The sequence below is a fragment of the Streptomyces bikiniensis genome (genome assembly GCF_000716625.1).
In the GTDB taxonomy this organism is placed as follows: domain Bacteria; phylum Actinomycetota; class Actinomycetes; order Streptomycetales; family Streptomycetaceae; genus Streptomyces; species Streptomyces bikiniensis.
Genome location: NZ_JNXJ01000011.1, coordinates 113,948 through 127,917 on the forward strand (window position 1 = coordinate 113,948; position 13,970 = coordinate 127,917).

Consider the following 13,970-nt stretch of genomic DNA (forward strand, 5'->3'; position numbering starts at 1 on the left):
TGCGCGCCCTTCGTTCCCGCCCGGCGGCCCGGGGCCGGTCGGGGGACCCGGAGCGGCCGGCGGAGGGCCAGGCCGGCTGTCGGGGCCCCGGGTCCGGTCGTCGGGAAGCCGGATCAGTTGATGACGCCGGTGAAGAGGCCGCCGTGGGCCATGCCCAGGTAGAAGCCGATCGCCGACGCGCCGAGTCCGATGATCAGGAGGAAGCGCTCGCGGGTCGTCGCGGAGATGAACTGCCCGTATCCGCCGGTCAGGATGCCGACCAGGCCCGCCCAGGAGCTGAGCAGGTGGAGGCCGTGGAACTGGGCGGTGACGAAGGCGAGGGCGCCGAGCACCAGCGTCACGCCGACCAGGGTGTCCTGGAGCGGGTGGGGCTTGCCGTCGGTGGCGAAGAGGGAGTGGCCGGGGTCGCGTCGCATTGCCTGTGCCATGGGGCACCTCCTGGCGTGCTTGCCGGAAGGCGGCGCATCGTAGCGCCGCCGACATCCGTTGTGTACAGATTGCGTCCCTTCACCAGGGAATTTCAACCGGAAGCGGATGTACGGGTACGCTGTACGGTCTGCACCGGTGTCTGCCCAGGTCCCTCCCGGGATCCCGGCGGTGCCCCTCGCCCGACGCGTTCGACGAGGGGGACTGTCAGTGGCGGCGGATACCGTTGCTCACGCATCACGACCCTCCTGCCACGGAACGACCGTGGCCGCTGAGTCCAAAGGAGGTGGGTTCCACATGCGTCACTACGAGGTGATGGTCATCCTCGACCCCGATCTCGAGGAGCGCGCTGTCTCCCCGCTGATCGAGAACTTCCTCTCCGTCGTCCGTGAGGGCAACGGAAAGGTCGAGAAGGTCGACACCTGGGGCCGTCGTCGTCTCGCCTACGAGATCAAGAAGAAGCCCGAGGGCATCTACTCGGTCATCGACCTGCAGGCCGAGCCTGCGGTCGTCAAGGAGCTCGACCGACAGCTCAACCTGAACGAGTCGGTCCTCCGGACCAAGGTCCTCCGTCCCGAGACCCACTGAGCACCTAGCTCAGAGGTCATCGGGTCCGAGTAGCAGCACAGCAGCCAGAAGCAATCCCGCCGAGAGGTTCCCCCATGGCAGGCGAGACCGTCATCACGGTCGTCGGCAATCTTGTCGACGACCCCGAGCTGCGCTTCACCCCGTCCGGTGCGGCGGTCGCGAAGTTCCGTATCGCGTCCACCCCCCGCACCTTCGACCGTCAGACCAACGAGTGGAAGGACGGCGAGAGCCTCTTCCTCACCTGCTCGGTCTGGCGTCAGGCGGCGGAGAACGTCGCCGAGTCGCTCCAGCGAGGCATGCGCGTCGTCGTGCAGGGCCGGCTGAAGCAGCGGTCCTACGAGGACCGTGAGGGCGTCAAGCGCACGGTCTACGAGCTGGACGTCGAGGAAGTCGGCCCCAGCCTCAAGAACGCCACGGCCAAGGTCACCAAGACCACCGGTCGCGGCGGCCAGGGCGGATACGGCGGCGGTGGCGGCGGCCAGCAGGGCGGCGGCGGTGGCGGCTGGGGTGGAAACTCCGGCGGTGGCCAGCAGGGTGGCGGCGGTGCTCCCGCCGACGACCCGTGGGCGACCGGTGCCCCCTCCGGCGGCGGCCAGCAGGCCGGTGGCGGCGGTGGCGGCTGGGGTGGGAACTCCGGCGGCGGCTACTCGGACGAGCCCCCCTTCTAGGACACGCCCCATCCAGGGCGCTTCCTCGAAGCGGCTCGTACCCCACACTTCTTGATCACACAGGAGAAACACCATGGCGAAGCCGCCTGTGCGCAAGCCTAAGAAGAAGGTCTGCGCGTTCTGCAAGGACAAGACCGCGTACGTGGACTACAAGGACACGAACATGCTGCGGAAGTTCATTTCCGACCGCGGCAAGATCCGTGCCCGCCGCGTGACCGGCAACTGCACGCAGCACCAGCGTGACGTCGCCACGGCCGTCAAGAACAGCCGTGAGATGGCGCTGCTGCCCTACACGTCCACCGCGCGATAAGGAAAGGGTGACCGACTAATGAAGATCATCCTGACCCACGAGGTTTCCGGCCTCGGTGCCGCTGGCGACGTCGTCGACGTCAAGGACGGCTACGCTCGCAACTACCTGGTCCCGCGCGGTTTCGCGATCCGCTGGACCAAGGGTGGCGAGAAGGACGTGGCGCAGATCCGCCGCGCCCGCAAGATCCACGAGATCGTGACCATCGAGCAGGCCAACGAGATCAAGGCCCAGCTCGAGGGCACGAAGGTGCGCCTGGCCGTTCGCTCCGGCGACGCCGGCCGTCTCTTCGGCTCGGTGACCCCGGCCGACATCGCCTCGGCGATCAAGACCGCGGGTGGCCCGGACGTCGACAAGCGTCGCGTCGAGCTCGGTTCGCCGATCAAGACCCTGGGCTCGCACCAGGTGTCCGTGCGTCTGCACCCCGAGGTCGCCGCGAAGCTCGGCGTCGAGGTCGTCGCCGCGTAACGCTGCCCTTGGCAGTCTGCGCTCAGCAGTGAGGAAGGGCCGTACCCCTCGGGGTGCGGCCCTTCCGCGTTTCACGTGAAACGGGAAGCGGGAAGCGGGAAGCGCAGGGGTCAGCGGGTGGCGCCCGTGACGATCCAGCGGCCCGAGCGGGCACGGAGCCAGAGCGTCAGCATCCGGACCGCCATCATCAGCGCCATCGCCCACCACACCGCCGTGAGCCCGCCGCCGAGGACGGGGATCAGAAGGGCGACCGGGGCGAAGACGGCGAGGGTCAGCAGCATGGCCCAGGCCAGGTAGGGGCCGTCCCCCGCGCCCATCAGAACGCCGTCGAGGACGAAGACCACCCCGGCGATCGGCTGCGAGAGCGCGACCACGAGCAGGGCCGGGAGCAGGGCGTCGTGGACCGCGGTGTCACGGGTGAAGAGCGGGACGTACAGGGGGCGGGCGAGGACCAGGAGCGCGCCGAGCACCACCCCCGAGACCACGCCCCACTGCACCATGCGGCGGCAGACCTGCCGGGCGCCGTCCGGGTCGTCCGCACCGAGGTAGCGGCCGATGATGGCCTGGCCCGCGATGGCGATCGCGTCGAGGGCGAAGGCCATCAGGCTCCACAGCGACAGGATGATCTGGTGCGCGGCGACCTCCGTGTCCCCCAGCCGGGCCGCGACGGCGGTGGCGATCATCAGGACCGCCCGGAGCGAGAGCGTACGGACGAGCAGCGGGACGCCGGCCCGGGCGGACGCCCGGATGCCGGAGGCGTCGGGACGGAGGGAGGCGCCGTGGCGGCGGGCGCCCCGGACGACCACGACGAGGTACGCGACGGCCATGCCGCACTGGGCGATGACCGTGCCCCAGGCGGAGCCCGCGACGCCGAGCCCGGCCCCGTAGACCAGGCCGAGGTTGAGCGCGCCGTTGGCCGCGAAGCCGCCGATCGCCACGTAGAGCGGAGTACGGGTGTCCTGGAGCCCGCGCAGGACGCCGGTGGCGGCCAGGACCACCAGCATGGCGGGGATGCCGAGGCTGGAGATCCGGAGGTAGGTGACGGCGTGGGGAGCGGCGGTGTCGGAGGCGCCGAAGACGTCGACCAGCCAGGGTGCGGCGGGCAGGGTCAGTGCGACGACGGCGGTGCCGAGGAGGAGCGCGAGCCAGATGCCGTCCATGCCCTGCCGGATGGCGGCCGGCAGGTCGCCGGCGCCCACGCGCCGGGCGACGGCCGCCGTGGTGGCGTAGGCGAGGAAGACGAAGACGCTGACGGCGGTGGAGAGCAGGGCCGCGGCGATCGCAAGGCCCGCGAGCTGGGGGGTGCCGAGGTGGCCGACGATGGCGCTGTCGACCATGAGGAAGAGCGGCTCGGCGACGAGGGCGCCGAAGGCCGGCAGGGCGAGGGAGACGATCTCGCGGTCGTGTTGGCGACGGACGGCCTTGGGGGTCGGGGGAGCCTGGCGCATGGGAGAAATCTAATCTTCCACAGGTAAGAGATACAAGGTGCTGATGACCCTTACCTGTGGAGGGTGGACGGCTTGGGATGTGGGCCGTTTGTTCTGATCTTGGCCCAGGAGGAAAACTTTTTCTCCCCCACAGCCAGTGGATGGTAAAAGCCCAGGTCACATGGGTGCTGTGGAGAGGGTTATGAGTTTGTCCACAAGGCTGTCCCCCGCTCTGTGCACAGGATCCGGCGAGTTCTCCACAGCATCTGGGCGTTCACCCACAGGGCCTGTGGATAACCGGATTGGCTGGAGCTCTCCACAGGCCTACCCTGGTCCGTCGCCCGACGTCCCGGAAGCGGTCGCGAAGCCACTCTCTGATCAGGTCCGTGGCGTGAAAGAGTGGCACGGCTAGGTCCGCGGAGCGGACGGAGGAGGTGGCTTGGTGAGCGTTCCCGAGGCCCTGGACGACCCCTGGGCCGACAGCGGACCGAGCGACCGGCTGCCCACCCGTACCCGAGGCGAGCGCGGTCGCGGCCGAGGGCGCGACGACCAGCACGAGCGGGGCGGCGAAGGCCCCTGGGACGGCGGACTCTCCGGGTTCGAGCGCGTCCCCCCGCAGGACCTCGACGCCGAGCAGTCCGTCCTCGGCGGCATGCTGCTCTCCAAGGACGCCATCGCGGAAGTCGTGGAGGTCCTCAAGGGCAACGACTTCTACAAGCCCGCCCACGAGACCGTGTACGCGGCGATCCTCGACCTCTACGCCAAGGGCGAGCCGGCCGACCCGATCACGGTCGGCGCCGAACTCACCAGGCGCGGCGAGATCACCAGGGTCGGCGGGGCCTCCTACCTCCACACCCTGGTCCAGTCGGTCCCGACCGCGGCCAACGCCGCGTACTACGCCGAGATCGTCCACGAGCGCGCCGTCCTGCGCCGCCTCGTCGAGGCGGGCACCAAGATCACGCAGATGGGGTACGCGGCCGACGGGGACGTCGACGAGATCGTGAACTCGGCCCAGGCCGAGATCTACGCGGTCACCGAGCAGCGCACCACCGAGGACTACCTGCCGCTCGGCGACATCATGGAGGGGGCGCTCGACGAGATCGAGGCGATCGGCTCCCGCAGCGGCGAGATGACCGGTGTGCCGACCGGCTTCTCCGACCTCGACTCGCTGACCAACGGCCTGCACCCCGGTCAGATGATCATCATCGCGGCCCGACCCGCCATGGGTAAGTCGACGCTCGCCCTGGACTTCGCCCGCGCGGCGTCCATCAAGCACAACCTGCCCAGCGTCATCTTCTCCCTCGAAATGGGCCGCAACGAGATCGCGATGCGTCTGCTCTCGGCAGAGGCCCGGGTCGCGCTCCACCACATGCGCTCCGGGACGATGACCGACGACGACTGGACCCGTCTGGCCCGCCGGATGCCGGACGTCTCCCAGGCGCCGCTCTACATCGACGACTCGCCGAACCTGTCGATGATGGAGATCCGGGCGAAGTGCCGACGGCTCAAGCAGCGCAACGGCCTCAAGCTCGTCATCATCGACTACCTCCAGCTCATGCAGTCGGGCGGCTCGAAGCGGCAGGAGAGCCGTCAGCAGGAGGTCTCCGACATGTCGCGAAACCTCAAGCTCCTCGCCAAGGAACTGGAGCTGCCGGTGATCGCGCTCTCCCAGCTGAACCGTGGCCCCGAGCAGCGCACCGACAAGAAGCCGATGGTCTCCGACCTGCGCGAGTCCGGCTCGATCGAGCAGGACGCCGACATGGTGATCCTGTTGCACCGCGAGGACGCCTACGAGAAGGAGTCCCCGCGCGCGGGCGAGGCGGACATCATCGTCGGCAAGCACCGAAACGGCCCGACGGCCACGATCACCGTCGCCTTCCAGGGCCACTACTCCCGCTTCGTGGACATGGCCCAGACCTGACGGGTTTCGTACGGCCCGCCCCTCGCATCACGCGAGGGGCGTTTTTCCGGCTCGCGATCCTAGGGCTCTTAGTTTATAACTAGGGCTCCTAGGTTATTCGGGAGGAAGCATGGCTCGGGCGGGACTGTCGGCGGAGCGAGTGACGGCCGTGGGCGCCGAGTTGGCGGACGAGGTCGGGTTCGAGCGGGTGACCATGGCGCAGGTGGCACGGCGGCTGGGCGTGAAGGACGCGAGCCTCTACACACATGTGCGCGGTCTTGAGGACCTGCGCGGGAGGATCGCGCTCCTCGCGGCGGACGAGAAGACCCTCCGCATCGCCGAGGCCACCGCCGGGCGGGCGGGCAAGGACGCGCTGGTCGCGTTCGCCGACGCCTGGCGGGAGTACGCCCACCGGCACCCGGGCCGCTACGCCGCGACCCAGAGCACGGTACGGATCGACCCCGAGCTGGCCGTGGACGCGCCCGGGCCCCGGCGGGCGGTCGAGCTGACCTACGGGATGCTGCGCGGCTACGGCCTCGCCGAACCCGATCTGACCGACGCTGTACGGCTGCTGCGCAGCACCTTCCACGGGTTCGTCGCCCTGGAGGCGACGGGCCGGTTCGCGCACGAGCGGACGCCGCAGCAGTCGTGGACCCGGGCCCTCGACGCCCTGCACGTCCTCCTGGAGCACTGGCCCGCTTCCCGAGAAGGAGACCCCTCGTGACCGACGTGACCACCGGTGGCCTGCGCGTGAACGGCGCGACCCTGCATTACGAGGTGCGTGGCCGCGGCCCGCTCCTGCTGCTGATCCCCGGAGGAGCGGGCGGCGCGGCCTCCTTCGACGGCGTCGCCGACGAACTGGCGTCCTCGTACACGGTCGCGATCTACGACCCGCGCGGCATGTCCCGCAGCGTGCTGGACGATCCGGGAGCCGAGCAGAGCGTCGTCGAGCACGCCGAGGACGCGTTCCGGCTCGTCGAGCTGCTGTCACCGGACGAGCCGGCCCGGGTGTTCGGCGCCAGCTCGGGTGCGATCACCGCCCTGCACCTGCTCACCGTCCATCCCGAACGCCTCTCCCGCGTCGTGGCGCACGAGCCGCCCGTGGTGGAGGTCCTGCCGGACGCGGCCGAGCACCGTGCCCTCGTCGCCCGGGTGACCGAGACCCTGCGCACCCAGGGGCTCATGCCGGCGATGGGCGAGTTCGCGGCGGGTCTGAGGAAGGAGGGCGCCCCCGTCGGGCCGGAGGCCGGCACCGCGCTTCCGCCGCAGGCGGTGGCGCGTGCGGAGCGGACGATGGCGAACCTGCCGTACTTCGTGGGGAGCATCGTGCCCCGCTTCATGGCCTACGTCCCCGACGCCGACCGCCTGGAGGCGCTGGCGGACCGGCTCGTGCTCGCCGGCGGCCAGGATTCGCGCGGCGAACTTCCCTACCGTGCGGCCGCGTTCCTGGCCGAAAGGCTCGGCACCACCCTCCGGCACTTCCCCGGCGGACACACCGGCCTGACCACACATCCCGACGAGTTCGGCGAACTCCTGCGGAAGGCCCTGGCCGTCCCGGCCTGAGGTCCGGAGCGGTTCGAGCACCGGGGTCGTGGCCCTGGTGGGGCTCCCGGGGCGCGGGATCGCGTTGGATGGGTGCCATGACGACATCTTTCGAAGCTCTGCTGCCCGGAACCGCGCGAGCCCTGCTGCACCGGGTCGCGGTGGCCCAGTCCGAGGGGCGGGCGCCCTCCCTCGTGGGAGCGGTGGTCCGTGACGGAGCGCTGGTGTGGAGCGGGTCGCGCAGTTGCGTGGACGGCCACGCGCCGGACGCCGACACGCAGTTCAGGATCGGCTCGATCACCAAGGTGTTCACCGCCGTCCTGGTGATGCGGCTGCGGGACGAGGGGGTCCTCCGGCTGGACGATCCGCTGGAGCTGCATCTGAAGGGGACGGGCGTCGGCGAGGTGACGATCGCTCAACTCCTCTCCCACAGCGGCGGACTCGCGGCCGAGACGCCCGGCGCGTGGTGGGAGCGCTCGTCCGCCGCGCTGCGGCCGGAGCTCTCCGACGTCCTGGGGGAGCGGCCCTTCCTCCAAGCGCCGGGACGCCGCCACCACTACTCCAACCCCGGCTACACCCTGCTGGGTTCCCTGGTCGAGGAGCTGCGCGGGCGGCCCTGGGAGGAGGTGCTGCGCCGCGAGATCCTGGAACCGCTGGGGATGGACCGTACGACGGCCGATCCGGTCGCCCCGCACGCCGGCGGCTGGGCGGTGCACCCCTGGGCCGATGTGATGCTGCCCGAACCGTCCGAGGACCTCGGTCTGATGGCGCCGGCGGGCCGGCTCTGGTCGACGGCGGCCGACCTCGCCCGGTTCGCCACTTTCCTCGCGGAGGGGGACGAGCGCGTGCTCGGCGCGGCCTCCGTGGCGGAGATGCGTGCCCCGGCCTCCGTGCCGGGCGAGGGGGACTGGGAGGGGAGCTACGGACTCGGGCTCCAGCTCCTCCGCCGGGACGGCCGGACCCTGATCGGCCACACCGGCTCCCTGCCGGGCTTCGTCGCCTGTCTGTGGGTGAGCGTGGAGGACGGCCTTGCGGGGATCGCCCTCGCCAACGCCACCTCGGGGCCGCTGGTGGGGGCCGTGGCCGCCGATCTCGTACGGATCGTGGCGGAGGCTGAGCCGAGGCTCCCGGAGCCGTGGCGACCCCTTCCCGCGGCGGAGGTCGACGCGGAGCTGCTGTCCCTGACCGGGCCCTGGTACTGGGGCACGTACGCCTACGGGCTGCGGCTCGGCCCCGAGCGCGGTGTGGTGCTCGAACCCCTGAAGGGCGCCGGACGACGGGCCCGGTTCCGGGCGCTGCCCGACGGCGGCTGGGTCGGGCTGAACGGCTACTACGAGGGGGAGACGCTTCGGGTGGTGCGGCGCCCGGACGGAAGCGTGAGCCACCTCGACCTCGGCTCCTTCGTCTTCACCCGCGAGCCGTACGAGCCGGGGGAGGCGGTGCCGGGAGGCGTGGACGAGGCGGGCTGGCGGGGCCTCTGAGCCCCTTGGCCGGAGGCTCTGCGGTACGGGCTGTCGTTTCACGTGAAACCGGGCGTTTCACGTGAAACGGAGCACGGGGGCGCACACGTCAGAGGGACTTCTTGAATCCCACGTGGGAGGCCTCGAAGCCGAGCCGCTCGTAGAAGCGATGGGCATCGGTGCGGGTGGCGTCGGAGGTCAGCTGGACGAGGCTGCAGCCCTGTCGGCGCGACTCCTCGACGGCCCACTCGATGAGCTGTGTCCCGAGGCCGCTGCCGCGCTCGTCGGCATGGATGCGGACGGCTTCGATGATCGAACGGGTGGCCCCCTGGCGGGAGAGCCCCGGGATGATCGTCAGCTGAAGAGTGCCGACGACCTTGCCCTCGCGCACGGCCACGACGGGAAGCTGATGAGGGTCGTTCGCCAAGCGCTCGAAGGCGGCGAGGTACGGGGTGAGGTCGTCGGGGGACTCGCGCTGCGCACCCAGCGGGTCGTCGGCGAGCATCGCGACGATGGCAGGAAGGTCTTCCACGGTGATCGGGCGCATTTCAAGATCGCTCATGAGGCGCAGCGTACGCCCGGCCGTCTCCGTGCCGGGGGTCAGACGGGGGCGCCCACGCCCTCCACGACCCGGACCAGCGGCGCCAGCTCGGGGTTCTTGGCCGCTTCGTCGAGAGCCTCGCGCAGGGCGCTGTCGTTGGTGGGCCGGGCCTCTTCGAGGAGCTTCAGGCCCTCCTCGGTCACATCGGTGTAGATGCCGCGCCGGTCGGTGGCGCAGAGGTAGCGGGTGAGCAGCCCCCGGTCCTCAAGACGGGTGACGAGCCGGGTGGTGGCGCTCTGGCTGAGCACGACCGCGTCGGCGACCTGCTTCATCTGGAGGTGCCCGCCGGGGCCGTTGTGCTGGCGGCTGAGGACGTCGAGCAGCGAGTACTCCCGCACGCTCAGGCCGTGACGGGACTCCAGGGCGCGCTCCAGGTGGGACTCGATCCTGCCGTGCAGCAGGGAGAGGGCGCACCAGCGCTGGGAGAGTGCGGTGAGTGCGGGGTCCGTCGCGGTCATGGTCTCTCCTCGGTCTCTCCTCGGCACCGGAGCGGCTTGGATCCAGCGTAAAGGATGAGACGCAATAATGCGCGTCTGCAAGTAATTCTGTTCCCGGATGCCCGGATGCCCGGATGCCCGGATGCCCGGATGCCCGGATGCCCGGATGCCCGGAGCCGGTCGAGGGGCGGGCCACCCGGCTCCGGGGTGCTCCGGGGTACGTCGTGTCGGCCGCCTATCCGGCCGCGACCGTGAGGGGGGCGAAGCGGCGGCGCCAGTCGCCGGGGAGGTCGGACAGGGAGCGGACCATCACCGAGTTCGTGGCGATCGGGTCGACGCCGTTCTCCTTCACCCAGCTCAACAGAGACGTGTGGCGTACGTCGATGTCCGTGCGCAGGGGGCGGTCGGAGGCGGCTGCCAGAGAGGCGATCAGGGCCTTGGCCGTGGCCGGGTCCCGGGCGATCAGCGGTCCGACGACATGGGTGTCCATGTTGGGCCAGGCCGCCGCGAAGCCCGTGATCTCGCCGTTCTCCTCCGCGACCCGGAGATGGTCGGCGAAAGCGGGGAGCCGGGTGATCACATGGGTGCGGTCGAGACCGAAGACCTCCAGGTCCAGGCGGAGGATCGCCTGGAGATCGTCCGCCGTCGCCGGGCGCACCGGGACGGCCGGAGCGGGCGTGGCGAAGGTGAAGCGCCCGCGCACCATCTCCGCACGGCTCGTCTCCGTGAAGTCCAGCTGCTCGTAGAGCGGCTGCCCGTTCGCCGTGGCGTGCAGGGTGAGCGGGGTGTCCCCGACCTCCTCCAGGACGTGTCGCATGAGCCGGCGTCCCACCCCTTGGCGCGCGTACCGCTCGGCGACGAGCACCATGCCGATCGCGGCGAGTCCCGGCCCGTACGAGGTGACCACACAGCAGGCGAGCAGCCCCTCGCCCGTGGGGTCGTCGATGCCGTACCCGGTACCGACGGTGAGCAGGAAGCCCCACTTGTGCTCCTCACGGGGCCATCCCCGGTTCTCGGAGAGGTCGGCGCAGGCGAGGAGGTCGCCGGGGGTGAGGCGCCGGACGGGAAGTTGTGCGAGGGCGGTGGGAGAAATCGGCATGCCTTTCAGGCTGTCCGACGCGTTGATCTTCCGTCCACTGCTTTACCGGATCCGGTCGCCTCCCGGAGGAGTGTTCGTCCCACCTCGTGGCATACGAACCGTGGCATACGAACGATGTTTCACGTGAAACCCGGAGTGAGGCGGTCCCACCGTGCTTCTGCCGGAGCCGGCTTCTGCCGGACCTGCCGGTCCCGGCTTCCGCCGAGCCCGCCGGACCTGCCGGAAAAATCCTGGTCCAAAACAGCGGAGCTTAGCCAGAAACCCGGCCCTATGGACCGAGAACACCGCTTTCCGTCCCCGAAGGCGGTCGGACCCCTCATGCTGCGTTCACGGAAGCCCGGCCAGCACAAGGCGAGGCACATGATGGATGCTCCGACCCCCACGACGGACGCGAAGGACGCGGACGAGCACGAACCCCCGGTGGTGGACGGGAAGGCACCCCCGATATCCCGAGGACCCTCCGTCGACGCGGTCCTCGTCCGCCGCACCCTGGCGGAGATCGCGCCGGTCGCCGACCGGGTGACCTCGTACTTCTACGCCCTGCTCTTCGTGCAGAACCCCGGGCTGCGCGACATGTTCCCCGTCGCCATGGACACCCAGCGGGACCGGCTGCTCAAGGCCCTCCTGACGGCGGCCGAGCACCTGGACGACACCCCGGTCCTCACCGCGTACCTGGAGAACCTCGGCAGGGGGCACCGGAAGTACGGCACCCACTCCGCCCACTACCCGGCCGTCGGCGAGGCCCTCATCGGAGCCCTCGCCCGGTACGCGACGAAGACCTGGAACGACGGGACCCAGGCGGCCTGGGTGCGTACGTACACGACGATCTCCCAGATCATGATCGACGCGGCGGCGGCGGACGAAAGGTCCGCTCCCGCCTGGTGGCACGCCGAGGTGGTCTCCCACGACCTGCGCACCCCGGACGTCGCCGTCGTCACCCTCCGGCCCAACCAGCCCTACCCCTTCCTCGCCGGGCAGTACACGACGCTGGAGACCCCGTGGTGGCCGCGGATCTGGCGCCACTACTCCTTCGCCTCGGCGCCGCGACCGGACGGGCTGCTCTCCCTCCACGTCAAGGCCGTCCCGGCCGGCTGGGTCTCCAACGCGCTGGTCCACCGGGCGCGCCCCGGCGACGTGCTGCGGCTCGGGCCGCCGAGCGGCTCCATGACGGTCGACCACTCCACGGACACCGGACTGCTCTGCCTGGGCGGCGGCACGGGGATAGCGCCGATCAAGGCCCTGGTCGAGGACGTCGCCGAACACGGGGACCGGCGGCCGGTCGACGTCTTCTACGGGGCGCGCAGCGGGCACGACCTCTACGACATCGACACGATGCTGCGGCTCCAGAAGACCTTCCCCTGGCTCTCCGTCCACCCGGTCACCGGGGCGCAGGGGCACCTCCCGGACGCGGTCTGCCGCTACGGGCCCTGGGGGGAGCGCGACGCCTACCTCTCGGGCCCGCTGGGCATGGTCCGGCGCGGAGTGGACGCGCTGCGGGGAGCGGGAGTCCCCTCGGAGCGCATCCGCCACGACTTCCTCGCCGAGCTGGCTCCCGCGGGCTCCGGTTGATCCGGCCCCGGTCAGCCCAGGTCCGGGGCGTGCATCGCGCGGACGCCCTCGATGTTGCCGTCGAGGTAGTGGCGCAGGGAGAGCGGGACGAGGTGCACGGCCGCGATGCCGACCCGGGTGAAGGGCACCCGCACGATCTCGTACTCGCCGACGGGCTCCTCGATCTCGGGTCCGTGCCGCAGGGAGGTGTCCATGGAGCCGAGCCGGCACACGAAGAAGTGCTGGACCTTCACGCCGGAGATCCCGCCGTCGACGATGTGCTCGACGGTGTCGACGAAGCACGGGACCACGTCGGTGATCTTGGCGCCCAGCTCTTCGAGCACTTCGCGGTGCAGGGCTTCGACGACGGTGGAGTCGGTGGGCTCCACGCCGCCGCCGGGCGTGAGCCAGTAGGGATCCATCCCCGGCTTGGTCCGCTTGATGAGGATGAGGTCGTCCCCGTCGAGCAGGATGGCGCGTGCGGTGCGCTTGATCACGGGCCGTTCGGTCATGTGAAGAAAATGGCCCGTGCGGAGGAGGCTGAAACGCGCCGGTCCCCCGCGGCTCACCAGTCCTCGGCGGCGTTCAGCAGCGCCTCGTGCGCCCGGGCGAGGTGGGCGAGCGCGAGCGTTCCCGTCCGTACGACCAGGAAGTAGGTCCGCAGCGGGGGCACCGGGGGATCGAGGAGCGCCACGAGCCTCCCCTGCTCCAGGGCCTCCTCGCAGAGGTAGCGCGGCAGGACGGCGAGCCCCGACCCGGAGGCGGCGGAGTCCCGTACGGCCCGCAGGTCGGGGGCGATCACGGTGGCTGCGGCGGCCGGCCCGGTCTCGAAGACGCTCGCCCAGTAGCGGGACACGAACGGCAGTGACTCGTGCACCTCGACCACCGGAAGCTGCTCCAGGACCACGGCGCCCTTGCTCAGGAGCACCTCGGGGGAGAGCCGGGCGGCCCAGCGCGGCGCCGCGACCAGGACGTGCTCCTCGTCGCAGAGCGGAGTGGAGTGGACCAGGCCGCCGCGCGGGCGGGCGGTGGTGATGGCGAGGTCGTGGTGGCCGGCGGCGAGGCCGTCGAGGACCTCCTCCGTGGTGACCGGGAAGGAGGTCCGCACGGCGAGGCCCCGGCCGACCAGCGGGGTGAGGGCGGGCAGCGCGCGGAGCGCGGTGAACTCCGGTGGCCCGGCGACGTGGAGGGTCCGGATGCCGCCCTCCTCGTCGAGCCCGGTCTCGGTGATCTCGACGAGGGCGTCCAGGTGCGGCGCGGCGCGGTGGGCCAGCTCGTCGCCGATGGTGGTCGGGGTGACGCCGCGCGCCCGTCTGTGGAAGAGAGGCCGCCCCAACTGGCGTTCGAGCGTCCGGATCTGGCTGGTGACCGCGGGCTGCGAGAGACCCAGGAGGGCCGCGGCCCGGGTGAAGGAGCCGGCCCGGTGCACCGTGACGAACGTCCGTAGTAGGGCAAGATCCATGTCCGCCCCCTCCCGGCCGCGGGGCCGTTCGACTCAG

At 70.9% G+C, this 13,970-nt stretch carries 16 protein-coding genes; 9 read left to right on the forward strand and 7 right to left on the reverse strand.

The window, feature by feature from the left end; genetic code table 11:
* Positions 1-113: 113 nt before the first annotated feature.
* On the reverse strand, positions 114-428 hold the full coding sequence (locus tag OO47_RS11205) for a hypothetical protein (protein WP_030206815.1): 315 nt from the start codon (positions 426-428) through the stop codon (positions 114-116).
* Between the two features lie 295 nt (positions 429-723).
* Here OO47_RS11205 and rpsF point away from each other — a divergent pair, with 295 nt between their 5' ends.
* The 4 genes from rpsF to rplI all read left to right on the forward strand — a co-directional run bounded on the left by rpsF (position 724) and on the right by rplI (position 2,457).
* Positions 724-1,014 (forward strand): 30S ribosomal protein S6, encoded by a 291-nt coding sequence (rpsF, locus tag OO47_RS11210; protein WP_015034882.1) that lies wholly within the window; start codon positions 724-726, stop codon positions 1,012-1,014.
* Positions 1,015-1,088: 74 nt separating this feature from the next.
* Positions 1,089-1,682 (forward strand): single-stranded DNA-binding protein, encoded by a 594-nt coding sequence (locus OO47_RS11215; protein WP_030206816.1) that lies wholly within the window; start codon positions 1,089-1,091, stop codon positions 1,680-1,682.
* 73 nt (positions 1,683-1,755) lie between these two features.
* Complete coding sequence (gene rpsR, locus OO47_RS11220; protein WP_005315025.1) at positions 1,756-1,992, forward strand: 30S ribosomal protein S18; 237 nt, start codon at positions 1,756-1,758, stop codon at positions 1,990-1,992.
* Between the two features lie 18 nt (positions 1,993-2,010).
* Positions 2,011-2,457, forward strand: coding sequence for a 50S ribosomal protein L9 (gene rplI, locus OO47_RS11225; protein WP_030206817.1), 447 nt, complete (start codon positions 2,011-2,013; stop codon positions 2,455-2,457).
* A gap of 110 nt (positions 2,458-2,567) precedes the next feature.
* Here the strand turns inward: rplI and OO47_RS11230 are convergent, their stop codons facing one another.
* On the reverse strand, positions 2,568-3,905 hold the full coding sequence (locus tag OO47_RS11230) for an MATE family efflux transporter (protein WP_030206820.1): 1,338 nt from the start codon (positions 3,903-3,905) through the stop codon (positions 2,568-2,570).
* 439 nt (positions 3,906-4,344) lie between these two features.
* Here OO47_RS11230 and dnaB point away from each other — a divergent pair, with 439 nt between their 5' ends.
* From dnaB to OO47_RS11250, 4 genes are all read left to right on the forward strand, one after another.
* Positions 4,345-5,805 (forward strand): replicative DNA helicase, encoded by a 1,461-nt coding sequence (dnaB, locus tag OO47_RS11235; protein ID WP_063834647.1) that lies wholly within the window; start codon positions 4,345-4,347, stop codon positions 5,803-5,805.
* 109 nt (positions 5,806-5,914) lie between these two features.
* Entirely contained in the window at positions 5,915-6,508 is a 594-nt protein-coding gene (locus OO47_RS11240; protein ID WP_030206825.1) for a TetR/AcrR family transcriptional regulator, read from the forward strand.
* Complete coding sequence (locus OO47_RS11245) at positions 6,505-7,347, forward strand: alpha/beta fold hydrolase (RefSeq protein WP_030206828.1); 843 nt, start codon at positions 6,505-6,507, stop codon at positions 7,345-7,347. Before OO47_RS11240 ends, OO47_RS11245 begins: the two co-directional genes overlap by 4 nt.
* A 77-nt stretch (positions 7,348-7,424) precedes the next feature.
* Positions 7,425-8,807, forward strand: a complete 1,383-nt coding sequence (locus OO47_RS11250) for a serine hydrolase domain-containing protein (protein ID WP_030206830.1) — start codon at positions 7,425-7,427, stop codon at positions 8,805-8,807.
* 88 nt (positions 8,808-8,895) lie between these two features.
* Here OO47_RS11250 and OO47_RS11255 read toward each other — a convergent pair whose 3' ends face one another.
* The 3 genes from OO47_RS11255 to OO47_RS11265 all read right to left on the reverse strand — a co-directional run bounded on the left by OO47_RS11255 (position 8,896) and on the right by OO47_RS11265 (position 10,923).
* Entirely contained in the window at positions 8,896-9,348 is a 453-nt protein-coding gene (locus tag OO47_RS11255) for a GNAT family N-acetyltransferase (protein WP_030206834.1), read from the reverse strand.
* Positions 9,349-9,386: 38 nt separating this feature from the next.
* Positions 9,387-9,845: a MarR family winged helix-turn-helix transcriptional regulator gene (locus tag OO47_RS11260; RefSeq protein WP_030206835.1), complete on the reverse strand. Its 459-nt coding sequence runs from the start codon at positions 9,843-9,845 to the stop codon at positions 9,387-9,389.
* 214 nt (positions 9,846-10,059) lie between these two features.
* Positions 10,060-10,923, reverse strand: coding sequence for a GNAT family N-acetyltransferase (locus OO47_RS11265; RefSeq protein ID WP_030206837.1), 864 nt, complete (start codon positions 10,921-10,923; stop codon positions 10,060-10,062).
* Between the two features lie 114 nt (positions 10,924-11,037).
* Between OO47_RS11265 and OO47_RS11270 the strand changes: the two genes are divergently transcribed.
* Positions 11,038-12,492 carry a globin domain-containing protein gene (locus OO47_RS11270; protein ID WP_407696295.1) on the forward strand — a complete coding sequence of 485 codons (1,455 nt, stop codon included), beginning with the start codon at positions 11,038-11,040 and terminating at the stop codon, positions 12,490-12,492.
* A gap of 11 nt (positions 12,493-12,503) precedes the next feature.
* Here the strand turns inward: OO47_RS11270 and OO47_RS11275 are convergent, their stop codons facing one another.
* A complete protein-coding gene (locus OO47_RS11275) occupies positions 12,504-12,983 on the reverse strand; it encodes an NUDIX domain-containing protein (RefSeq protein WP_030206841.1) in 480 nt (159 codons plus the stop codon).
* Between the two features lie 53 nt (positions 12,984-13,036).
* Entirely contained in the window at positions 13,037-13,933 is an 897-nt protein-coding gene (locus OO47_RS11280; RefSeq protein WP_030206843.1) for a LysR family transcriptional regulator, read from the reverse strand.
* Positions 13,934-13,970 lie beyond the last annotated feature (37 nt).

Coding starts and splice junctions, on each gene's coding strand:
- OO47_RS11280 (WP_030206843.1), bottom strand. CDS start 13,933: ATGGATCTTGCCCTACTACGGACGTTCGTCACGGTGCACCGGGCCGGC.
- OO47_RS11250 (WP_030206830.1), top strand. CDS start 7,425: ATGACGACATCTTTCGAAGCTCTGCTGCCCGGAACCGCGCGAGCCCTG.
- rpsR (WP_005315025.1), top strand. CDS start 1,756: ATGGCGAAGCCGCCTGTGCGCAAGCCTAAGAAGAAGGTCTGCGCGTTC.
- OO47_RS11240 (WP_030206825.1), top strand. CDS start 5,915: ATGGCTCGGGCGGGACTGTCGGCGGAGCGAGTGACGGCCGTGGGCGCC.
- OO47_RS11265 (WP_030206837.1), bottom strand. CDS start 10,923: ATGCCGATTTCTCCCACCGCCCTCGCACAACTTCCCGTCCGGCGCCTC.
- rplI (WP_030206817.1), top strand. CDS start 2,011: ATGAAGATCATCCTGACCCACGAGGTTTCCGGCCTCGGTGCCGCTGGC.
- OO47_RS11255 (WP_030206834.1), bottom strand. CDS start 9,348: ATGAGCGATCTTGAAATGCGCCCGATCACCGTGGAAGACCTTCCTGCC.
- OO47_RS11230 (WP_030206820.1), bottom strand. CDS start 3,905: ATGCGCCAGGCTCCCCCGACCCCCAAGGCCGTCCGTCGCCAACACGAC.
- OO47_RS11205 (WP_030206815.1), bottom strand. CDS start 428: ATGGCACAGGCAATGCGACGCGACCCCGGCCACTCCCTCTTCGCCACC.
- OO47_RS11260 (WP_030206835.1), bottom strand. CDS start 9,845: ATGACCGCGACGGACCCCGCACTCACCGCACTCTCCCAGCGCTGGTGC.
- rpsF (WP_015034882.1), top strand. CDS start 724: ATGCGTCACTACGAGGTGATGGTCATCCTCGACCCCGATCTCGAGGAG.
- OO47_RS11275 (WP_030206841.1), bottom strand. CDS start 12,983: ATGACCGAACGGCCCGTGATCAAGCGCACCGCACGCGCCATCCTGCTC.
- OO47_RS11215 (WP_030206816.1), top strand. CDS start 1,089: ATGGCAGGCGAGACCGTCATCACGGTCGTCGGCAATCTTGTCGACGAC.
- OO47_RS11270 (WP_407696295.1), top strand. CDS start 11,038: ATGTTTCACGTGAAACCCGGAGTGAGGCGGTCCCACCGTGCTTCTGCC.